General features: G+C 68.6%; 14 protein-coding genes and 1 pseudogene. 6 read left to right on the top strand and 9 right to left on the bottom strand.

Annotation, left to right across the window (positions count from 1 at the left end; all coding sequences use genetic code 11):
* Positions 1–12: 12 nt before the first annotated feature.
* Positions 13–399, bottom strand: coding sequence for a GntR family transcriptional regulator (locus AB0447_RS24545; RefSeq protein ID WP_366478890.1), 387 nt, complete (start codon positions 397–399; stop codon positions 13–15).
* A 71-nt stretch (positions 400–470) separates the two neighbouring features.
* Here AB0447_RS24545 and AB0447_RS24540 point away from each other — a divergent pair, with 71 nt between their 5' ends.
* Positions 471–1,415 carry a GNAT family N-acetyltransferase gene (locus tag AB0447_RS24540; RefSeq protein WP_366478889.1) on the top strand — a complete coding sequence of 315 codons (945 nt, stop codon included), beginning with the start codon at positions 471–473 and terminating at the stop codon, positions 1,413–1,415.
* Positions 1,412–1,906, top strand: a complete 495-nt coding sequence (locus AB0447_RS24535; protein WP_366478888.1) for a DUF402 domain-containing protein — start codon at positions 1,412–1,414, stop codon at positions 1,904–1,906. The genes AB0447_RS24540 and AB0447_RS24535 overlap by 4 nt, the downstream gene beginning before the upstream one ends.
* A gap of 168 nt (positions 1,907–2,074) precedes the next feature.
* Here AB0447_RS24535 and AB0447_RS24530 read toward each other — a convergent pair whose 3' ends face one another.
* The 3 genes and pseudogenes from AB0447_RS24530 to AB0447_RS24520 all read right to left on the bottom strand — a co-directional run.
* A complete protein-coding gene (locus AB0447_RS24530) occupies positions 2,075–3,268 on the bottom strand; it encodes a site-specific integrase (RefSeq protein ID WP_366478887.1) in 1,194 nt (397 codons plus the stop codon).
* 71 nt (positions 3,269–3,339) lie between these two features.
* Positions 3,340–3,555: a helix-turn-helix domain-containing protein gene (locus AB0447_RS24525; RefSeq protein ID WP_366478886.1), complete on the bottom strand. Its 216-nt coding sequence runs from the start codon at positions 3,553–3,555 to the stop codon at positions 3,340–3,342.
* A gap of 177 nt (positions 3,556–3,732) precedes the next feature.
* Positions 3,733–4,884, bottom strand: a pseudogene (locus AB0447_RS24520) (DUF3631 domain-containing protein); the annotation flags it as partial.
* A gap of 12 nt (positions 4,885–4,896) precedes the next feature.
* Here AB0447_RS24520 and AB0447_RS24515 point away from each other — a divergent pair.
* Together AB0447_RS24515 and AB0447_RS24510 are read left to right on the top strand one after the other, a co-directional pair.
* On the top strand, positions 4,897–5,742 hold the full coding sequence (locus AB0447_RS24515) for a winged helix-turn-helix domain-containing protein (RefSeq protein ID WP_366478885.1): 846 nt from the start codon (positions 4,897–4,899) through the stop codon (positions 5,740–5,742).
* Positions 5,732–6,442 (top strand): HAD-IA family hydrolase, encoded by a 711-nt coding sequence (locus AB0447_RS24510; RefSeq protein ID WP_366478884.1) that lies wholly within the window; start codon positions 5,732–5,734, stop codon positions 6,440–6,442. The genes AB0447_RS24515 and AB0447_RS24510 overlap by 11 nt, the downstream gene beginning before the upstream one ends.
* A gap of 211 nt (positions 6,443–6,653) precedes the next feature.
* Here AB0447_RS24510 and AB0447_RS24505 read toward each other — a convergent pair whose 3' ends face one another.
* On the bottom strand, positions 6,654–9,092 hold the full coding sequence (locus AB0447_RS24505) for a hypothetical protein (RefSeq protein WP_366478883.1): 2,439 nt from the start codon (positions 9,090–9,092) through the stop codon (positions 6,654–6,656).
* 967 nt (positions 9,093–10,059) lie between these two features.
* On the opposite strand from AB0447_RS24505, the gene AB0447_RS24500 reads away from it, so the two are divergent.
* A complete protein-coding gene (locus tag AB0447_RS24500) occupies positions 10,060–11,094 on the top strand; it encodes a lytic polysaccharide monooxygenase (protein ID WP_366478882.1) in 1,035 nt (344 codons plus the stop codon).
* Between the two features lie 38 nt (positions 11,095–11,132).
* On the opposite strand, the gene AB0447_RS24495 is transcribed toward AB0447_RS24500, so the two are convergent.
* Together AB0447_RS24495 and AB0447_RS24490 are read right to left on the bottom strand one after the other, a co-directional pair.
* Positions 11,133–11,996, bottom strand: a complete 864-nt coding sequence (locus tag AB0447_RS24495) for an alpha/beta fold hydrolase (RefSeq protein ID WP_366478881.1) — start codon at positions 11,994–11,996, stop codon at positions 11,133–11,135.
* A 353-nt stretch (positions 11,997–12,349) separates the two neighbouring features.
* Complete coding sequence (locus tag AB0447_RS24490) at positions 12,350–13,144, bottom strand: class I SAM-dependent methyltransferase (protein WP_366478880.1); 795 nt, start codon at positions 13,142–13,144, stop codon at positions 12,350–12,352.
* A gap of 512 nt (positions 13,145–13,656) precedes the next feature.
* On the opposite strand from AB0447_RS24490, the gene AB0447_RS24485 reads away from it, so the two are divergent.
* On the top strand, positions 13,657–14,856 hold the full coding sequence (locus AB0447_RS24485; RefSeq protein WP_366478878.1) for a cytochrome P450: 1,200 nt from the start codon (positions 13,657–13,659) through the stop codon (positions 14,854–14,856).
* 104 nt (positions 14,857–14,960) lie between these two features.
* On the opposite strand, the gene AB0447_RS24480 is transcribed toward AB0447_RS24485, so the two are convergent.
* On the bottom strand, positions 14,961–15,956 hold the full coding sequence (locus tag AB0447_RS24480) for a hypothetical protein (protein WP_366478877.1): 996 nt from the start codon (positions 15,954–15,956) through the stop codon (positions 14,961–14,963).
* Positions 15,953–19,250 (bottom strand): DNA polymerase III subunit alpha (gene dnaE, locus AB0447_RS24475; protein WP_366478876.1); only part of this gene is annotated, 3,298 nt, incomplete at its 5' end. The genes AB0447_RS24480 and dnaE, both read right to left, overlap by 4 nt.

The following is a 19,250-nucleotide window of genomic DNA, read 5'->3' as shown; positions in this document are numbered from 1 at the left end:
CCGGAGCACGGCCTATTGGCCGTAGCGCGCCCGAAGTGCATCCAACGCGGCGGCCAAGGCCTCGTCGAAGGTGAGGCCGAGGCGTTGGGCGCGCTCCGCGTACACCTGCGCCGCGCCCGCCGCTTCGCGGGCGGCCGCGTCGCCCGCCGCCGCGATGAACGTGCCGTGCCGGCCGCGCGTCTCGATCACCCCGTCCGCCTCCAGCGCCCGGTACGCCTTCGCCACCGTGTTCGCCGCCAGGCCCAGCTCCTCCGCCAGCCCCCGGACCGTCGGCAGCTTGAACCCCGCCGGCAGCCCGCCGGACCGGGCCCGGTCCGCGATCTGTGCGCGCAGCTGCTCGTACGGGGCCGGCGCACCGGCCGCCTGGGACAGGGTGATCTTCAGGTTCGTCGAGGTCACACGGCAGATTGTGCTGCATCGCCCGGAAAATCGGAGGCGTCCGCCTCTCCTTGGCGCATAGCGTCCGGCACATGACTATTCTCGTCCGGGACCTCCGCGCCGCCGACCCCGCGGACGTGGCGGCCTTCGTCCGGGTGCGCCGGGCCGCACTGCCGTTCATGATCGCCACCCCTGAGCTCACCGGCCACGAGCTGGCCTCCGCCCACCCGGACAAGCGCTACCGGCTGCTCGTCGCCGAGACGGGGCAGGGCGAGGTCATCGGCACCGCCCAGGTCGGGATCGCGTACGACAGCCCCGAGCCGGGCCAGTCCTTCGCCAACACGTACGTCGACCCGGCCCGTCGCGGGCTGGGCGCCGGCACGGCGCTGCTGCGCGCCGCGGAGGAGTACCTGGCGGCCGAGGGCTCCACCGACCTGTTCGCCTGGGTCCTGGACGAGCCGGCGAACCGCGCCTTCGCCGAGCACCACGGCTACCGCGCCGGGCGGTCCGCGCACTTCCTGCGCCTGGACCTGGCGGCCGGGGCGCTGCCCCCGGTGCCGGAACTGCCGGCCGGGGTGGAGCTGCGGCCCGCCTCCGCCTTCGCGGCCGACCCGCGGCCCCTGTTCGCCCTGGACGCGGAGACCACCGCCGACGAACCGGGCGACGTGGGCGCCGAGTTCGACGACTACGCGGACTGGCTGCGGCACACCTGGAACCATCCCGCCCTCGACAAGGAACTGACCATGGTCGCCCTGGTGGAAGGCGAAGTGGCCGCCTTCACCGCCGCCCATACCGACGGAGCCACCCGGTACGGCTCGGCCATGACGGGCACCTTGCGCGCCCGGCGCGGCCGCGGCCTGGCGAAGCTGGCCAAGGCGGCCTCCCTGCACCGGGCCCGGGCGGCCGGCTACACCGAGGCGTTCACCGGCAACGACAGCGGGAACGGCCCGATGCTCGCCGTCAACCGGTGGTTCGGGTACGAGCTCTGCGCATCCGAAGTGCGCTACACGAAGAACCTGAGGGGGAACGGGCGATGAGACGCTTCCTGGACGTGGTCCTGACGAAGGCCGGCCGCACCAAGATCCGGTACCAGGCCGGGCTGCTGGGCGACGACGGCTCGCGGATCTCCGTGCGCGCTCCGTGGGCCGCGCCGGACGTCCGCGACTTCGGCTTCGTCCGCTTCGAGCCCGGCGACGTGTTCGTCGAGCACTACTGGCGGGACCGCTGGTACGCCGTCAAGGAGGTCCGTACCGCCGACGACGTGCTCAAGGGCTGGTACTGCGACATCGCGCGCCCCGCAGTGGTCCGCGAGGCGTCCGGGGGCCCCGCGGAGATCGTGGTCGAGGACCTGGACCTCGACCTCTGGGTGTCGGCGGACGGCTCCGAGGTGCTGCGCCTGGACGAGGACGAGTTCGCCGAGAGCGGCCTGTCCGCGCGGGACCCGGAGGCGGCCCGGCAGGCCGTGGCGGCCCTGGACGAGCTGGAGCGGCTCGCCAAGGAGGGCGCCCTGCCCGGCCTGCCGACCTGACCGCCCCGACCTCACCTCACCCACGCTATCTGTGGGCCCGCTTAGCGCCTCCTTAAGCGGACCGTAACGAGCCCGCCCCGTCCGCGTGAGCCGTTGCAGCAGGTCAGCGACGTGCGGGGTGGCCCGGTTTGGCCCCAGGGAGCCAAACCGGGAGCCACGGGAAGTGGATCAAGTAGTTTCCGGGCGGAGGGACACCGCCCCCTCACCCCCGGAAAAGATCTCGTCCATAACCTCAGCGCCCTCGGCGATGACGGGCCGCAGCTGCTTCCGATAGACCCGCTCGGTCGTGTTGCTGCCGCTGTGCCCGACGATGCGCGCGATGACCTCGATGGGGATGCCATGGTCGGAGAGCAGCGAAACGAAGGTCGTGCGAAGCTCCCTCGTGGTCCAGTCTTCCGGCCGTTCGATGCCGGCCTCAGCCAACAGGCTGCGAAAGTTCCGCCGCACGTTCAGTGCAGTCCGCAGCTCGCCGCTCTCCGTGGGGAAGACGAGATCATCGACGGACCACTCCCGGCCGGCGGCTTTGGCCTCAGCCCGCTGTCGGATGCGGTGAGCCTCCATCACCGCGGCGACTTGCTTGGGCATGGCCAAGGAACGGCGGCTCTTCGGAGTCTTCGTGTCTCCGTGACTACGCACGGAACGCCACACATCAACGTGAGGCTTGTGCCCGTCTCTGGGTGCCGTGTGGACGTGCTTCCAGGGCAGCGGACGTGTCTCCTCCGGCCGCGTCCCCACGAGCAAGGACAGCACGACATAGGTGTGAATCCAGGTACCCGCCTTGGCTCGCAGGATGGCCTCTCCCTGCTCCAGGGACAACGACTTACTGGGTCTTCCCGGCTTCCCCTCGGGCGCCTCGACCAGGTCCGCTACGTTCCGCACGGCCTTGCCTCTCCGCTGGGCGTGGGCGATCGACCGACTCAGAATCGAGAGGAGCAGGCGTAGCGACGTGGAGGCCAGAACCGTTGCCCGGCCATCGAGCCACTCATCGACGTCGTCGGCTTCCAGCAGGCGCAGTTTCGCTGCTCCCAGCTCCGAGTAGATGTGCGTGGAGGCGAGGCTGCGGTAGGTGTCGATGCTCGTGGACGCCTTCCCCTTGAGCCCTTGTGCCAGCCAGTCCTCCACAGCCTGCTTCACCGTGTAGTGGGCGGAAGCCTTCGCCCCCTTCTCAAGTTCCTTCTTGAGGTCGCGCAGCTTCCGCCGGACTTCGGTCTTCGTGGTCCCGGAGACCTTGGCCCGGTTGCGCTTCCCGGCCGCCGTGTAGCCGAGAGAAATGGCTCCGATGTAGCGGTTCTTGGACGCATCCCAGTAGATCGAGTCCTCGCCGTTCGCTGCCTTACGGGCGGGCGCCCGTTCGTTGTCCATCTGGCACCTTTCACACGTGGGAGCGGGGCCGCACCGACGTGGGTGCGGCCCCGCTGCTGGCTCAGTCGTTGTCAGGCGGCGGCTTGGGCCTCACGCTTGAGGAGTTCGACGTACTCGTCGACGTACTCGGTCGGCACGAGTCGGCGACGACCGACGCGCACGGTTCGGAGCCTGCCGAGGCGGATCTCCTCGTAGGCAGTGGAACGCTTGACGCCGAGGGCGTGAGCCGCGTCCTCCACCCTGTGGAGGCGCTGCGGCAGCTTGTCACCCGTGATCGGCACGGCCATGTGGCGATCTCTCCTTTGGCTCGCAAGTTGGAGGGTTCGTCCCTCCACTGCCAGATCCGCAACATCCGCCACGCCGCAACATGGCTGGTCAGCGGCTTGGGTTTGTGGCGGATCGAGATTCTGTGGCGGATAGATGCCGCCACAAGAGGGTGTGGCGGCATCGGTCGGTCGCGGGGGCTATCCGGCGACGGGGAAGAGCGGTGTGGCGGTTTCCGCAGACGTGTGGCGGATGACTGTGGCGGTATCCGCCACAGATTCACCCCCGCTGACCTGCGGTGTGGCGGATGTTGCGGCTGTTGCGGACCTGAGAGGGGGCGGGGGGCAGTACCGCTCCCAGGCGTCCGCGAGGTCTTCCGCGTAGTAGCCCTTGGGGGTACCGGACGCGGTGCGGATCCCTCGGGGCTTGATGGGCTTGTTGCCGGGGGTGACGTACTGGCCGAGGAGCTTGGACAACGTGCGGGGGTTCAGCGGCTTGTCGTCCAGGTCGCCCCACGGCCCGTCATCCATCCGCAGCAGGCATTCGAGGATGACGGCCGTGGACAGGCGGTCCGCTCCGCAGAACACGGCGTCGCGGAGGTCGGTCAGCAGCCGGACGCCGAGAGAGGATTCATCGTTCTCCCTTGCCGCGGCGACCAGTTCCACGCAGGCGGAGCGGGCGCGGGCGGGCCAATGTCCGCCGGCCGCTTCGGCGACGGCGAGCAGCGGCTCCCAAACGTCGGCCGGGCGGTCGGTCACGCCCTCGGGCATCGTGGGCCAGGCGCCGGTGACGCGGTCGCGCACCGTGTCGGCCCAGGCGGCGAGGCGGTCGCGGAGCGCATGGCCTTCCGGCTGGTTGATGCGTTCGCGGTAGGGCTCGATCGTCTCGTTGGGGGCTCGCTTGCGCATGCGGATGATGACGGAGCGGGTCAGAATCGTGTCGGGAAGGGAGCCCAGGCCAGCCATGGCCACGGCACAGTAGGAAGGGAAGCCCTGCACGGTCTGGTTCGACCCGTCGCCCACGCACCGGTACATGAGCCGTCCGCGACGGTGCCCGGCGTTCAGGAACCCTCGGAGCTGCTCGTTGTCTCCCGCCTTGGGCCCGAATACGGTGTCGATCTCATCGAAGAGGATCGTGGGCCGCTGCCCGTCGACTCCGGAGACGGCGCGAAAGAGCGCGGACGGCGACGCGTCCACGGCGGCCATCCGGTTGGGCACCAGCGTCTCCACGATCTCCAACGCCCGGGACTTACCCGACCCCGGTTCGGGGGACAAGAACGCGATGCGCGGGGTGGAGTCGAAGCAGTCGAGCAGGTGCGCGTGCGCGTCCCACAGGACCACGGCCACGTACGCGGGCTTGAGCCCTTGGACCCGGACGATGACAGGCCGCCGTACGAGCAGGTGGCGCGCAGCCTCGGGGCGGCTATCCGAACAAGGAAGCTCGGCCCCGGAGAGAAGCTGCCATCGCACAAGATGCTGACGGATCACTACGGCTTCGCGCGAGCCACGATCCAGCGGGCGCTGCGAGACCTAGAAGACGAGGGGCTAGTAGTTTCCCGGAAGGGCAGCGGCGTCTTCGTCCGCAACCGTACGGAGCGGCCCGCAGGTCTGCGGCCGTACGTTGAGCAGGCCTTCGCGAGTCGGCACGTGACGATCGACTTTGCGGGGTTCTCAAGCGAGACCCTGCACGGGGCATTGCAGGAGCCGCTCGACAAGATCCGTGTCGGGCGCCTCACGCCGAGCAGTATCCAGATTCGCATCCTGGTCCCCGATATGACTGTGCCGCAGGCAGCCCCTGTCCGGCGGGAAGACTGCGCCGATGACCCAAGGCTGCGTACCCGCATGCACGACATCATGGTCGGCTACACCCGGAGCATCTCGGATGCCATAGGGGAACTGAGCCACCTCGGTCTGGTCCAGGAAAGCAGCGTCAGTGTCCGCGTCCACAGTGGGACGCAGTTCTTCAAGCTTTACGTCATCAACAACGAGGACGCCTTCTTCGGCTACTACCCGATCCGGCCGAACAAGGTAGTGGCCCAGGGTGAGCCGATCGAGATCTTCGACCTTGTCGGCAAGGACACGATCCTGTTCCACCACTCACTCAATGACGGTGACTCTTCGGGCGGAGCTCAGCAGGTAGAGCAAGCCCGCATGTGGTTCGACAGCATCTGGGACACGATTGCGAGGGACGTGGATGCCGATGTCCTCTGAGGCTCTGGCTGACGTCTTTAGGGCGTCTACCGCCGTTCTCTTCGACTTCGATGGACCCATCTGCGACGTGTTCCGGGGGCTTCCCGCGCCCGGCGTTGCTGCCGAGCTTGCCGACCTGGTTTCCGCTCATTCCGCATCCCTCGCGGTCCGTGCCCGGGCAACAGATGACCCCATGGAGGTCCACCGTCTTTCGCAGGGAGGCGGAGGGGCACTGCTGGGAGCCGTAGAAGCTGCCCTGACCGAAGCGGAAGTGAGAGCCGTGAGGGTCGCCGGCCCGCCGGTGGCTGGCGCCGTACAAGCGCTGGCCGCGGCGCGGGACTCAAAGCTGTGCGTCGCCGTTGTGAGCAACAACTCGGCAGAGTGCGTGAACGAGTTCCTGGCGATCAATGGGCTCGCTGGGCTGGTCGATGTAGTGGTCGGGCGCCCAATCCTGCGGCCAGACCTTATGAAGCCCGCTCCGTACCCGCTACTCAGTGCTGCGGCGACGCTGGGTGTGGAGCCGCACGACATGGTGCTCGTTGGGGACTCTCTGACGGACATCGAAGCTGCCCACGCAGCCGGCGCCCGGAGCATTGGATACGCCAACAAGCCGCGAAAACAGTCGGTCTTCGCCGATGCCAGGGCAGATGTCGTCGTGCTCGACATGCAGGACGTAGCCGACGTCCTCGCCTCCATGAGCGGGCCGAATTCGGCCAGATGACGAGGCTTTTGCCTCACAGGTGGGCTGGCTCTATGTCGATCAGCTGCTCCGACTGAAGCGCAGGCACAGCGTGGCCGGGAGCGCTGCAGACCGCGGCCAGGACGGGCTATGAAAGGGGGTTTGCCTGCTCCCGCCCACCTGATGCCCTTGACGGGCCGCCAACGGCGAAGTCAATAGTCACATGAATAATGTAGCTCCACAGAGGTGCGCATTAGCGCTCGCGCCTTCTGGACTCGATTCTCCCACGCACGTCCTCGATGCGACTCCAAATCTGGGACGAAACGGCGGGCCACTCAAAGCCACCCTCAGGATGCGGTGACTCCTCCCAGCACGTATCCAGGTAGCCGACGAAGTGACTTGCCCTCTCCAACCGATTTTCGATCACCCGGACGTCGGCAATTAGGTCCCGGAACCCCTGATCCAAAATTGGAGTGTCTACAACAACGGCGTCCACATATACGAACTCTGTGATCAGCCTCCGAAGAATATACGCTCCCCTCTGCGTGATTCGGAGGCGAGTCGGCGCCTCTTCATCGGCCATCACGAAATCACAAAGCTTGGCTTGCTCCGCGCGAGCAAATGCTGCGCCGATCTGCACATCCCGATAGCCGAGCGATTGCAAGTAGGAGAAAACCTCTGCTTGCAGCACGTACCCCATCTCGGAACTGGGGCTTTGGGAGGACTTCAAGCAGAAGTCAATCAAGTGCGGCATCAGGAAATGTTCGGCACTATTCAGCGAAACGACGTCAAACAGGTTCGCGACGAACGAATTGTCGGGAGAATAGTATTCGTTATCCCCGTAGATCACCGCCCGAAGGAACTCATGCAATGGGATGAAGTATGCCCCGGTCCGGATTTTGATTTCGAGGATTTTTCCCGTGTCTACATGCCCGCTGCCGACAAAGATCGTCAACAAGTCGAGAGCGTCTCGAACATTACCGGCGCTGACATTGTCGATACATTCCGCAAGTGACGAGTTCCGCTCGATTGAATCGATAATCACCTCGATGTACTCGCGCAAAAGGTGACTTTCCACAGAGATGCCTTCGCCCGACAGTGCAAGCCCACCCCCACTCAACTGCTCCAGTGCGAATTCGAGTCTTTTATGAACGACAAGGTCGATGCGCGGTGGCGAGATGGTGAACACTCGATTCTGGTACGCGCTCAGAGATCCTTGCCTGCGGCTCTTGTTATATGTGGACGGTCGCAGTGTAACGAAGCAGGTTACTGGCCAGGTCTCTGCCATGCCTTGGGCGATGATGAAGACCTCTTCCTGGAAGTCATCCTGCCTTTGGTCGATGTTGTCCAGGAATACGACTACGGTCCTGCGCTCACCGGATGTCAAGTGCTCAATGGCCTTCTTAAGATGTCCACTCTTATTCTCAATCTTGGCGGCGAGAAGCTCCACTTCCTTGAGGCGGTAAGAGGCGGGGTCGGACTGCCTCAAGAATCCGTAGATTCCATCTCGCAGGGCGAGCAACTCGCCATGGTAGATGCCGCGAACGAAGGTGTCGTTGTTTAGATTCACCTGGTATCCGTCACGCAGTTGGCGCTCGAAGGAGTCCAGTACGTAATTCTGCAAGTCGGTACGCAGAGTCGGTTCCCTGCCGAAGTCCACGTAGAGAACAATGCCCCTCTCTAGTTCCTCGCTCGCCTCGACGGCCACGAGATTCTTGATGAAGCTTGTTTTCCCTACGCCGACATCGCCAAGAAGGATTACGGGACGTTTTGTCACGCTCTTGGCCATTACTGCATTGAGTAGCTCTTTCGAGACACCCTTTTTGTCGCTAGCAGAGGTGACTGTCTTCTGCACCCCTTGACCCGATGCGGCGTACCTGTTTTTGAGGATCTCCTTACTGATTAGAGCATACTGAGATAGGGCGCCACTGCTGCAGTAGCACTTCTCGATGAACTCATCTTTAAATTCCTCATCTTTTACGAGATCCTGGAGGAAGATCTCACCGAGAGTCCTGAGTTCATGTTCCAGCTCATTCCTTTTCTTGACGCCCGGGTAGCGCAGGAGTCGGCGGGACAGTTTCTCTGGAGGAGGAGGCAAGGCCTCGCCAGCGAGGCGACTCTCGAGATACTTCCGTTCAATTGCCGGGTAGGACAAGCAATTCCAAAGGGTTAGGAAGTCTTCTTTCATCTCGGTTAGACTGCGGAAGATGATTGCGCGGCCTTGAGTCGGTGGGACTCCGTCGACGCGGCTGCCGATGAAGGCAACGAGCTGATGGCCATTACAGGCCACCGCTACAGGAACCCCTCTGCTTGTGCAGTAGCCGCCGACCTGCTTTAGTGCGGAATCAAGGCTTCCATTATTTCGGGCCAAGGCCGGCAGTGAGACCTCGCGGGATTTCGAATCAAGGGGGAGCTCGAAGTGCACGCCCTCCTTCTTCGCCTCCAAAATCATGAGACGCTTAGGGGATCCTAGGACGTAATCGGCGTAAAGCCCCTCGTGGCTTTCCTCTGGAATGCATTGTTCTCTCGGCCACTGCAAGGCATCGAAAATGATCTGGTCGATCAAGTGAAGGCGCGTGGTCGCCTCATTTCGGCCCTTGGGTTCATTGACTTCGTCCGCCAGGCGAGAAATGACCTCAAACCCGATTTCGAACACCGACGCGACCACGAGCTGCCCCCCGTCGAACAACATCTGGGGCCGTCATGCTATCCAGGCACGGCCGAACGTGCGCCGGTCACGCCAAGATTGGCAGCACTGATCCACAGCCTCTGACACGCGTCCAGAAGGCAAGGGTCCGGTGTCGGCCTGGCTCAGGTTCCTCCATGACACGGCGAACCGTAAGTGACTGTGGAACAGCCGAGCCTACGAGGCTGCTCAATGGCGGCGTGCCAGCTAGCGGGACCGACCCCGGCGGGGGTGCCTCTCGCTCCGGTCGGGGGGCCCACGAGTGAGCGGGGAGTGAGAACTCATGACACAGATCGAGTGAATCGCAGCACCGCAGGTCGGGCGTAAGGCGGGCCCTGCCCAACGCGCCCTCCGGAGCCGGGTGCGCCGTGCCAGGGTGTAGCACTTGGAGTGCGTCTGACGGCAACCTTTGACGGCAACGCCAACGGACATCGGCGGATCCGGATGAGCGTGGGGGGCCTCCCATCGACCGGATGGGCGGCTAGTTCCGAGGGCCGGGGCGTGGCTAGGCGAACTTACAAAGCAGGTGTCAGCGAACCTGAGCGGCTGAGGGAGCCGGGCCGTCCCGGGGCCGTACCAGGGCGCCCCGGCACTGAATGTGTCCCCTCAGCTCGCAGCGGCGCTGCACCGCAACATCCTCTCTCCCCAGAAACACTTGGGAGCCAATCGGGGAGCCACCAGAGGCGACACAGCCGGGATCTGCGTGGACTCCCCTGGACTGTAGGGAGCCGGAGACCTTGGGGCGGAGGGGCTCTGCAAGCTCGCTTCCTGAGCCCCTCCTTACTGCTTCCTTAAGCGGACCCTAAGGATCGGCTTCCGGGGCCCGAAGCGGGCGAAACCCGTGGTCGGAGTGGCTAGCTTGGCCTGGCCAGGGAAGGCCGGAGGCGGCGTCGTACCTACGGGGGGCGGCGCCGCACAGCCTCGACGTGCCCGGCCCACCGACCACGTGTGCTGCCCGAAGGAGACCCCACCCATGCCTGCTCGCCGTACGGCCACCCGCATCGCCGCCCTCGGTCTCACCCCGCTCGCGGTGGCGGCGTACGCCACCACGCCGGCCGCCGCGCACGGCTCGATGACGGACCCGGTGAGCCGGGTGGCGGCCTGCTACGCGGAGGGGCCGGAGTCGCCGGATTCGGCGGCCTGCAAGGCGGCGGTCGCGGCGAGCGGGGTGCAGGCGCTCTACGACTGGAACGCGGTGAACATCGCCAACGCGGCCGGACAGCACAAGGCGTTGATCCCGGACGGCAAGCTGTGCTCGGCGGGCAACGACAAGTACCGGGGCCTGGATCTGGCCCGGGGCGACTGGCCGGCCAGCCCGATCGCCGCGGGCGGACACACCTTCCGGTACAAGGGGACCGCCCCGCACAAGGGTTCCTTCGCCCTCTACATCACGAAGGACGGGTACGACCCCTCGAAGCCGCTGAAGTGGTCCGACCTGGAGGCCAAGCCGTTCGCGTCGGCCACCGACCCGGGGATGCAGGGCGGGGACTACGTGTTCACCGGCACCGTCCCGAAGAAGTCCGGCCGCCACCTGATCTACAGCGTCTGGCAGCGCTCGGACAGCCCGGAGGCCTTCTACACCTGCTCGGACGTCGTGTTCGGCAAGGACAACGGCAAGCCTGGCAAGCCTGGCAAGCCGGGCACCCCGACCGCCAAGCCGAGCACGAAGCCGGGCGCGGAGCACAGTGCCACGCCGACGGCGCAGCCCTCCGCGCCCTCCGAGGAGCAGATCGACCGGGACCGGAACAAGTCCTCGGTCGAGCACCACGGCCACGGCGACAACGACCCGAAGACCAACGGGCAGTCCTCGCCGTCCCCGGTGCCGGTGTCGCCGGCGGCTTCCACCGCCCCGTCCGCCGTGGCGGACGGCAGCGACCTGGCCGAGACCGGCGGCAGCAGCTCCACCCCGCTGGTCGCGATCGCCGGGGCCGGCGTCCTGGCGATCGGTGCGGCCGTGATGTTCGGCGTGGCCCGGCGCCGGAGCACCGGGGGCCGGCACGGCCGCTGACCCCCGGCCGCCGGCTCCCGGCCCGGACCGCCTGCGCGTCAGTCGAAGACCGACGCGCAGGTGGTCCGTTCGGCGTGGGCGGGGTCGAGTGCGTTGAGCGCCTCGTGCCAGGCGATCCGGTCCGTCAGCCCGATGGTGACGTGTTCGGAGAAGTCCAGCGGGCAGAGGTCCTGGAGGACCACGTTCCGTACGTTCGGCCCGGTCAGGAACTGGCTCCGGTACGGGGTGACCACCTGGTCGTACTGGGTGGAGATGACCGTGTAGGTGACGCCGGGCACGGTGTCGCCGCCCGCGTTGAGCTTGTCCAGGAAGGCGGAGCCGGCGATCTGGTCGGCCAGTCCCGGGGTCGCCGAGCTGATCAGGTCCTCGGCCCCGGGGAAGTACGGCAGGAGCTTGGTGAACCCGAGCAGGGTCGTCCCGTGGTTGTCGGGGGCGAGCCCGATCAGCGCGTTGACCTTGTCGGCGCCGCCCAGGAACTTGAGGTAGTGACGCGGCATCATGCCGCCCTGGGAGTGGCCGATGATGTCGGTCTCTGCGGATCCGGTGGCGGCGAGGACTTTGTCTACGAACACGCGGAGCTGTTCGGCCGACTTGTCGATGGGGCCGAGGCCGTGGAAGAAGGGCACGTTGGGCAGCTGGCCGTAGTCGAGGGAGTAGACGCAGTACCCGCGGTGCACGAGGTACGGGGCGAGGCCGAGCCAGTTGTCGACCGAGTTCCCGAAGGTGCCGTGCACCAGGACGACGGGGCGCGGGTGGGCGGCGGAGGGCTTGCAGGACCAGTTGTTCCAGCCGCTGCTGGGGGCGGAAGCGGCCGTGTTGGCCGCGGCGGTGGTGGGGGCGAGGGCGGCGGCCGCGAGTGCGAGGGCGGCCAGCGGGCGGAGCAGGCGTCTCCAGGGCAGCATCGAGTGATCTCCTTGCGGGTCAAGGGGATGGGGAACGTGGGGGAACGTGGGGGAACTCCCGTGATCCGGATCACAAGGGGTGCTGCTGACCGTCAAATTACGGGCGAGTAGCAAGACAGGGAAGTTACGCGTCAGTAAAAAGTCGGCGAGTCGTCCCGCGCGCCTGCGGCACACCAGCGGGCGGCGAGCGCCGCGCGAGACCCGACGTCCGGTCAGGTCCGGCCGGGCCCGGGCACCCGGGCCGGGGAACGGCAAAGCCCCCGACCGGGACGTCGCGGGATGCGACGCCCTCATCGGGGGCTTTGGTGTCCGTGGGGCCGTGGGGTGCGCGGCCTGCGGGCCGCGGCCAAGCGTCAGGCGGGGCGACGGCCCCACACGGCCATGGTGGCCAGGCCCAGGTCGTAGAAGTCGTCCTGGTACATCTTCGCGGCGGCGCGCTCCACCTGCTCCTCGGTGGCCGTGCCGGCGCCGACCACGATCGGGCCCCAGCCCTTGATGGCCTCGCCCCAGAAGAGGGACATGGGCCGGCCGGCGCCGACCACCGAGATGTCCCCGTCGATGCCGATCTCCTCGAGGCCGAGGTTCACCAGCGGGGCCGGGAAGGTACGCGGCCAGGTGAGGTCGGTGCCCACCTGCTCCTTGTACTGCTCCAGGGTGGCCAGGCTGACCTCGCGGTAGTCGTCGTCCTGCGCGGACTCGACGGGGAACTGGGCGGGCTCCTCCAGCAGCAGCCAGCCGCCGGGCTTCAGCCAGGAGACGATCCGGGCGAGGTCCTCCTCGCGGCTGCGCAGGTGGCTGAAGACGTAGCGGGCGTAGATGAGGTCGAAGGAGGCCTCGGGGAAGTCCTCGGTGGTCACGTCGTGACGGCGGACCTCGAGGTTGGGGAAGCCCTCGGCGCTCAGCGAGCCGAGCTCGATGTCGGTGGCGACGACCTTGCCCTGCGGGCAGCGCTCGGCCAGCCAGCGGGCGGTGCTGCCCGAGCCGGCGCCGATCTCCAGGGAGTGCCAGTCCGGCTTCGGGTCGAGCGCCTCGAGGCGCCGCTTGCTGTTCGGGTCCAGCGCGCTGCGCAGCGCGGTCAGCCACGCCGGCGTCTCCTGCACGGTCTCGGACTGGCCGGCTACCTCGTGGTCAGTCAGTTCAGCCGTCACTATCGCACGCTCCTCATCAGGGTTTGTCGCAGCTGTAGAAATGGGTCTTTCAGCGGTGGCCGGGGACTGCGCCCAGTACACCCTTCGGCCTTTATCCGCGATGGCGGGCTGATCTGCCGGGCCGGAAAGCGCATGGGGAGCCGGCAGAAAACGGAAGGAGAAATTCCTGACGTGCATGCCGGGCAGCGCCATTCGCACTTCGCCCACATCGTGGTGGCCTCGCAGGATCGAAGTCAAGGCACCGCCGGGCCCGTGAACGCGTCACTCGTCCGCGATATAGCGCCTGCCGACGGGCACTGTCCTGTCGACAGGACAACCGGTCGAAAGAACCCCGGTCGGGTGCTAGCTTTCCGCCATGTGAGACGGGGTCGAGCCCCGCGCCGGAGGCGTCATGATGCCGCGGCGTCAATAGGCGGCACATTCTTGGCCGAATTCCCATTCAAGCGCTACCGTCCTGAAGTGGCCGGATCCATGAGACGGTTGTCGTAATTTCCATCAATGGAAGGAAAACCGTGGCAGATTTCGCTGACCGTTGGGGCTTTGCGCAGGACAAGTTCTGGCTGCGCGGTGAGCGCCCCGCGGAGAGTGTCGAGTGGAGCGAGGAGTTCCAGCGCTGGCACGTCTACGGCTATGCCGAGGTGAATGAGGCGCTGAGCAACAACGACGGCTACTCGGCCGACTCGGGGAAGCTGTTCGGCCTCGACGAGGAAACGCTGAAGTTCTTCGACGGCGACCTGGCACAGATGACCGGTCCGGAGCACGCGAACGTCCGCAAGCAGGTCAGTCACGCGTTCAGCCCGAGGTTCATCGAGCACCTCGAGTCCCGCGTCTACGACCTCTCGAACGAGTACGCGGACAAGCTGATCCATCTGCAGAAGTTCAACCTGCTCAGCGACTTCGTCGACCACGTGGCCGGCATCGTCTTCAGCGAGCTGCTCGGCATTCCGGCCGACGACCGCACCATGTTCAAGCTCGTCGACCAGAACATGGACCAGCAGGCGCAGATGACGCAGGTCGAAGCGGAGGACGGCGAGGGCTACTTCGACAAGCTCACCAAGCCGCTCCAGCCGCTTCGCGAGATGCTCGGCGTGCACGTGGACGAGCGCACGAAGAACCCGAAGGACGACCTGATCAGCCTGCTGAGCCAGGTGAAGAAGCTCGATGGCAGCCTGATGACCCGGGACCAGATCATCAACTTCATCATCGGCATCCTGGGCGCCGGCCACCTGGCCACCCCGCTGCTGATCGGCAACACCATGCTGTGCCTGGAGTCCTTCCCGGACCAGGCGGAGAAGGTCAAGGCGGACCGCACGCTGGTGCCCGGCCTGCTCGAGGAGTCGATGCGCTACCTGACCCCGGGCGCCGCCTCCTACCGTGCCACCATCGCCGACGTGGAGCTCGGCGGCAAGCAGATCCCCAAGGACTCGCTGCTCCGCGTGTACCTCGGTGCGGCCAACCGGGACCCGCTGCAGTTCCCGGAGCCGGACCTGTTCGACGTGACCCGCAGCCCCAACGCCCACCTCGGGTTCGGGCGCGGCTCCCACTACTGCGTGGGCGGTCAGATGGTCCGGGTCGAGACCCGCATCGTGTTCGAGGTCCTCATGGACCGCTTCCCGAAGCTGCGGGTGGACCCGGACATCGCGCCGCAGTTCTTCAACTCGCCCGACTTCACCGGCGTCCGCTCCGGCGGTCTGTACGTCCGCGTCGACTGATCTCGCCGTGGCTTCGCCCGCGGAATGCTCCTGCCGGAGACGGCCAGGAGCATTTCGCGTTCCCGTGCCCGGACCACCCGTACGCGTACCCGCACGCGCCCGGCCTATGCGGCGAGGGTCCCGCGGGTGACGGCGGCCGGCCCGAACCGCGCCCGGAGCCGGTCCGCCACCGCCTCGATCCGGCGGGCCTTGTCGTCCTCGGGGTCGAAACTCAGCTGGTGCGCGGCGCGTTCGGCCGGGGTCAGGCCCTCGGCCCGCAGGGCGAGGGCGCGCACCCGGGCCCGTTGCAGGCCCAGCGCGCCGTGGATGCCGTACGCGGTGGCGGTCAACGCGGCGGAGTGCGCGGTGGGTTCGGGCAGCACCCGGTCCCGGGTGAGGCTCGTGCGGTCGGCGCAGCGGACGGTCAGCGAGAGGGAGCGGCAGACCTGCCCCTGGGCGCGCAGCCGGGCGCCGAGCTCCTCGGTGAGCGAGAGCAGGGCCCGGCGCTGGTGTACGGGGTCCAGCTCGTCCCGGTCGAAGCTGCGCTCGACGCCCAGCGAGCGGGCGGCCGCGCCGGGCACCACCGGGGTCCGGTCGATCCCGTGGGCCCGCTCGTGGACCTCCCGGCCGGCCCGGGCGCCGAGGATGCGCTGGAGGGTGCCGAGCGGGGCGGCGGCGATCCGGCCGACCGAGTCCAGGCCGTACGAGCACAGGGTGCGGGCCGCCTTCTGGCCCACTCCGTCCAGCGCCGCGGCCGGCTTCCGGCCCAGGAACTCCCGTACGGCGGCCGGCTCGTCCGGCACCAGCAGGGTCCGGCCGGGTGCGGCTTCGCGGGCGGCCATCCGGGCCAGCATCGGGTTCCCGGCCGCGCCGATCACACAGTCCGCCCCGTACAGGGCGAGGGCCCGCACCCGGATCAGGGCGGCGAGCCCGGCGGCGTCCCGCCCGAAGTAGCGCAGGGCGCCCCGGAGGTCGGCGAGCGCGCCGTCGGGCGGCAGGGCCTGCACGACCGGGGTCAGCGCGCCGAGCAGGCCGAGCAGGCCGGCGTAGGACCCGGCGTCGAGCGGCTCGCCGTCGATCCGGCGGAAGCGCAGGCACAGCACGGTGGCACCGGTGTTCATCCCGCGCTCCCCTGGCTGGAGTGCCACAGCTTGCGGGGGGTCGCCGTTCCGGGGCCGGGCGGCTGGAGGTCGGCCCAGGGGTTGAGCTCGTAGCCGGTGGGCAGGTGGATCCGGCGGCCGGGGTCCACGGGTCCGGAAGCGACCGGTTCCGCCAGGCGGGCCGCGACCGCGTCGAGGCCGCCCTCCCGCCGCAGCTCCGCCAGCTCCCCGAGGTTCCAGGCGGCCGCGCCGACCACGCTCAGGCTCTGCGGGCCGCGCCGCTGGACCACTCCGCGGACCAGCAGCAGGAAGGAGTGGAACACGGTGTGCGCGCAGGCCTCGTGGCTGTCGTCGAAGAAGGCCAGGTCGACCAGGCCGGTCCCGTCGTCCAGGGTGGTGAAGATGACCCGGCGGCCGGAGCGGATCGGCGGGGTCTGGGTGGCCGCTTTGGCGCCCGCGACCAGCACGGTCTGCCCGTGTTCCGTTTCGCGCAGCGACCGCGCGGGGACGACGCCCAGTTCGGCGAGGAACGCGTGGTGATCAGCCATCAGGTGCCGGGAGGCGTCCATGCCGAGGACGCCGAGCTCGGCGCTGAGCCGTTCGGCCTCGTTGAGGTCGGGCAGCCCGATCCGCGCGGTGGACGCCCCTCCCTCCAGGGGGAGTTGACCGCCACGCGCACCCACCGCCCGCTGCGTTCCGTGCAGTTCGGCCAGGTGGAGCAGCAGGTCGCGGCGGTTGGCGCCGAAGGCGTCCAACGCACCGACCTGGGCGAGCCGTTCGGCGATCGGGCGGCCCGGGTGCGCCCGGTCCCAGAAGTCGCGCAGGGAGGTGTAGGGCTGTCCGGACTCGATCCGGCCGGCCTCCGCCGCGCTGATGCCGTGTACATCGGCCAGCGCGAGCCGGAGCCCCCAGAGCCGGGGGGAACCAGAGGAATCGGATACCAGTTCGATCCGATAGGGGACGGCCGAGCGGTTCACGTCCAGCGGCAGCACCGGCACCCCGCGCCGCCGCGCGTCCGCCAGCAGCAGCCGCTTCGGGTACATGCCGGGGTCGTGGGTGAGCAGTCCGGCGTAGAAGGCGGCCGGGTGGTGCGCCTTGAGCCAGGCCGACTGGTAGGTGGGCACGGCGAAGGCCACCGCGTGCGCCTTGCAGAACCCGTAGCTGCCGAAGGCCTCGATGACCTCCCAGGTGCGGGCGATCACCGCCTGGTCGTAGCCGTGCTCCCGGGCCTTCTGCTCGAACCAGGCCTTGATCCGGCCCTGCGACTCGGGGTCGGAGAGACCGCGCCGCACCCGGTCGGCCTCGTCCCGGCCGCACCGGGTCATCACGTGCACCATCTCGATGATCTGTTCGTGGAAGACGACCACCCCGTAGGTCTCGCGCAGCGCGTCCGCCAGGTCCTCGTGCGGGTAGCGGACCGGGGCGCGCCCGTGCCGGGCCTCGATGAACGGCCGGACCATGTCGGCGGCCACCGGGCCGGGCCGGAACAGCGAGATGTCGACGACCAGGTCGTGGAAGGTCGACGGCTGGAGCCGTCCGACCAGGTCGCGCTGGCCCGGCGACTCGATCTGGAAGCAGCCCAGCGTCTCGGCCGAGCGGATCAGCCGGTACGTTGCCGGGTCGCCCGGCGGCACCTGCTCCGGGTCGTCCAGGTCCAGCCGCTGCCCGGTGGCCCGCCGGATCTCGTCGACGGCGTGCGCCATCGCCGACTGCATCCGCACGCCCAGCACGTCCAGCTTGAGCAGCCCGAGGTCCTCCACGTCGTCCTTGTCGAACTGGGACATCGGGAAGCCCTCGCCGCTGGTGGGCACGACGGGGGTGCGGGCGAGCAGCGAGGCGTCGGAGAGCAGCACTCCGCAGGGGTGCATGGCGATCCCGCGCGGCAGCGCGTCCAGCGCCTCGACGAGCTCCCACAGGCGCCCGTACTTCTCCTGCTCGGCGCGCACCTCGCGCAGCTCGGGCAGCTCCTCCAGGGCGGCGCGGGCCTCGCGGGCCCGGATGTGCGGGAAGGCCTTGGCGAGCCGGTCGATGACGGCCGGGTCCATGGAGAGGGCGGCGCCGACGTCGCGGACGGCGTGCCGCACCCGGTAGGTCTCGGGCATGGCGACGGTCGCGACGCGCTCGGCGCCGAACCGTCCGATGATCTCCCGGTAGACCTCCAGCCGGCGGGCGGACTCCACGTCGATGTCGATGTCGGGCAGGACCGGGCGCCGTTTGGACAGGAACCGCTCCATCAGCAGGCCCTGTTCGACGGGGTCGGCGTGGGCGATGCCGAGCAGGTGGTTGACCAGGGAGCCGGCGCCGGACCCGCGGGCGGCGACCCGGATTCCCATGCGGCGTACGTCGTCCACGACTTGAGCGACCGTCAGGAAGTAGGAGGCGTAGCCGTGGTGGGCGATGATGTCGAGCTCGTGGTGCATCCGGTCCCAGTAGGCGCGCTTGCCGGCGTAGCCGCGCAGCACCATGCCCGCGGCGGCCCGGGATTCCAGCACCCGCTGGGCGGTGCGGTGGGCGGCGCCGACGAGCCAGGGCTCGGGGAAGTGCACCGAGCCCATGCCGAGGTCGTCCTCGGGGTCGACCGTGCAGGCCTCGGCGGTGCGCCGGGTGTGTTCCAGCAGCCGGCGGGCGTCGGCCGGGCGCTGGCCGGCGGCCTGGGCGATCCGGTCGGCGGCCTCGGCCATGGCCGCGGGGTCCTTGAGCCAGCGTTCGCCGCTGTCGAGCGGTTTGCGGGGGTCGATGGGGACGAGCCGGCGGGCGGCGTCGAGTACGTCGGCGACCGGGCCCTGGCCGGGGTCGGCGTACCGGACGGCGTTGGTCAGCACGGCGGTGACGCCCTGCTCGGCGGCGAAGCCGACGGTCCGGGCGGCCAGCCGGAGCGAGCCGGGGCCGGTCCCGGTGCGCCCGTGGTGGACGGCTTCCAGCCGCAGGTCGTCGCCGTAGACCTCCCGCCAGGGCGCGAGCAGCCGGGCGGCCCGGTCCGGCCGTCCCGCGGCCAGCGCCCGGCCCACCTCGGATCCGGGGCCGAGCAGGACGTACGTCCCCGCGCCGCCGCGCAGCTCCGCCCAGGGCAGCTGCGGGAGCCCGGCCCGGCCGGTGCCGTCGGGCTCCGCATGGGCCGCGGTGACCAGCCGGCACAGTTCGGCCCAGCCGGTGGCGCCGTCGCGGGCCAGGAAGACGGCCCGGGGGGCGGACTCGTCGATGAAGGCGCCGCCCTTGACGGGGGTGCGCCGGCGGTACGAGGCCTCGGCCCCTCCCACCGTGGCGCGCCCCCCGGCCCCGCCCCGCCCGGCCGGGCCCCGCCCCCCCCCCCCCACC

This window comes from Streptomyces sp. NPDC051211, from assembly GCF_040689505.1.
GTDB lineage: Bacteria > Actinomycetota > Actinomycetes > Streptomycetales > Streptomycetaceae > Streptomyces.
This window is presented reverse-complemented; position numbering and strand designations above follow the sequence as displayed.

Bases quoted from the DNA above. Each gene is read 5' to 3' on its own strand.
- AB0447_RS24540 (WP_366478889.1), top strand. From the start codon at position 471: ATGACTATTCTCGTCCGGGACCTCCGCGCCGCCGACCCCGCGGACGTG.
- AB0447_RS24535 (WP_366478888.1), top strand. From the start codon at position 1,412: ATGAGACGCTTCCTGGACGTGGTCCTGACGAAGGCCGGCCGCACCAAG.
- AB0447_RS24530 (WP_366478887.1), bottom strand. From the start codon at position 3,268: ATGGACAACGAACGGGCGCCCGCCCGTAAGGCAGCGAACGGCGAGGAC.
- AB0447_RS24525 (WP_366478886.1), bottom strand. From the start codon at position 3,555: ATGGCCGTGCCGATCACGGGTGACAAGCTGCCGCAGCGCCTCCACAGG.
- AB0447_RS24510 (WP_366478884.1), top strand. From the start codon at position 5,732: ATGTCCTCTGAGGCTCTGGCTGACGTCTTTAGGGCGTCTACCGCCGTT.
- AB0447_RS24505 (WP_366478883.1), bottom strand. From the start codon at position 9,092: ATGTTGTTCGACGGGGGGCAGCTCGTGGTCGCGTCGGTGTTCGAAATC.
- AB0447_RS24500 (WP_366478882.1), top strand. From the start codon at position 10,060: ATGCCTGCTCGCCGTACGGCCACCCGCATCGCCGCCCTCGGTCTCACC.
- AB0447_RS24495 (WP_366478881.1), bottom strand. From the start codon at position 11,996: ATGCTGCCCTGGAGACGCCTGCTCCGCCCGCTGGCCGCCCTCGCACTC.
- AB0447_RS24480 (WP_366478877.1), bottom strand. From the start codon at position 15,956: ATGAACACCGGTGCCACCGTGCTGTGCCTGCGCTTCCGCCGGATCGAC.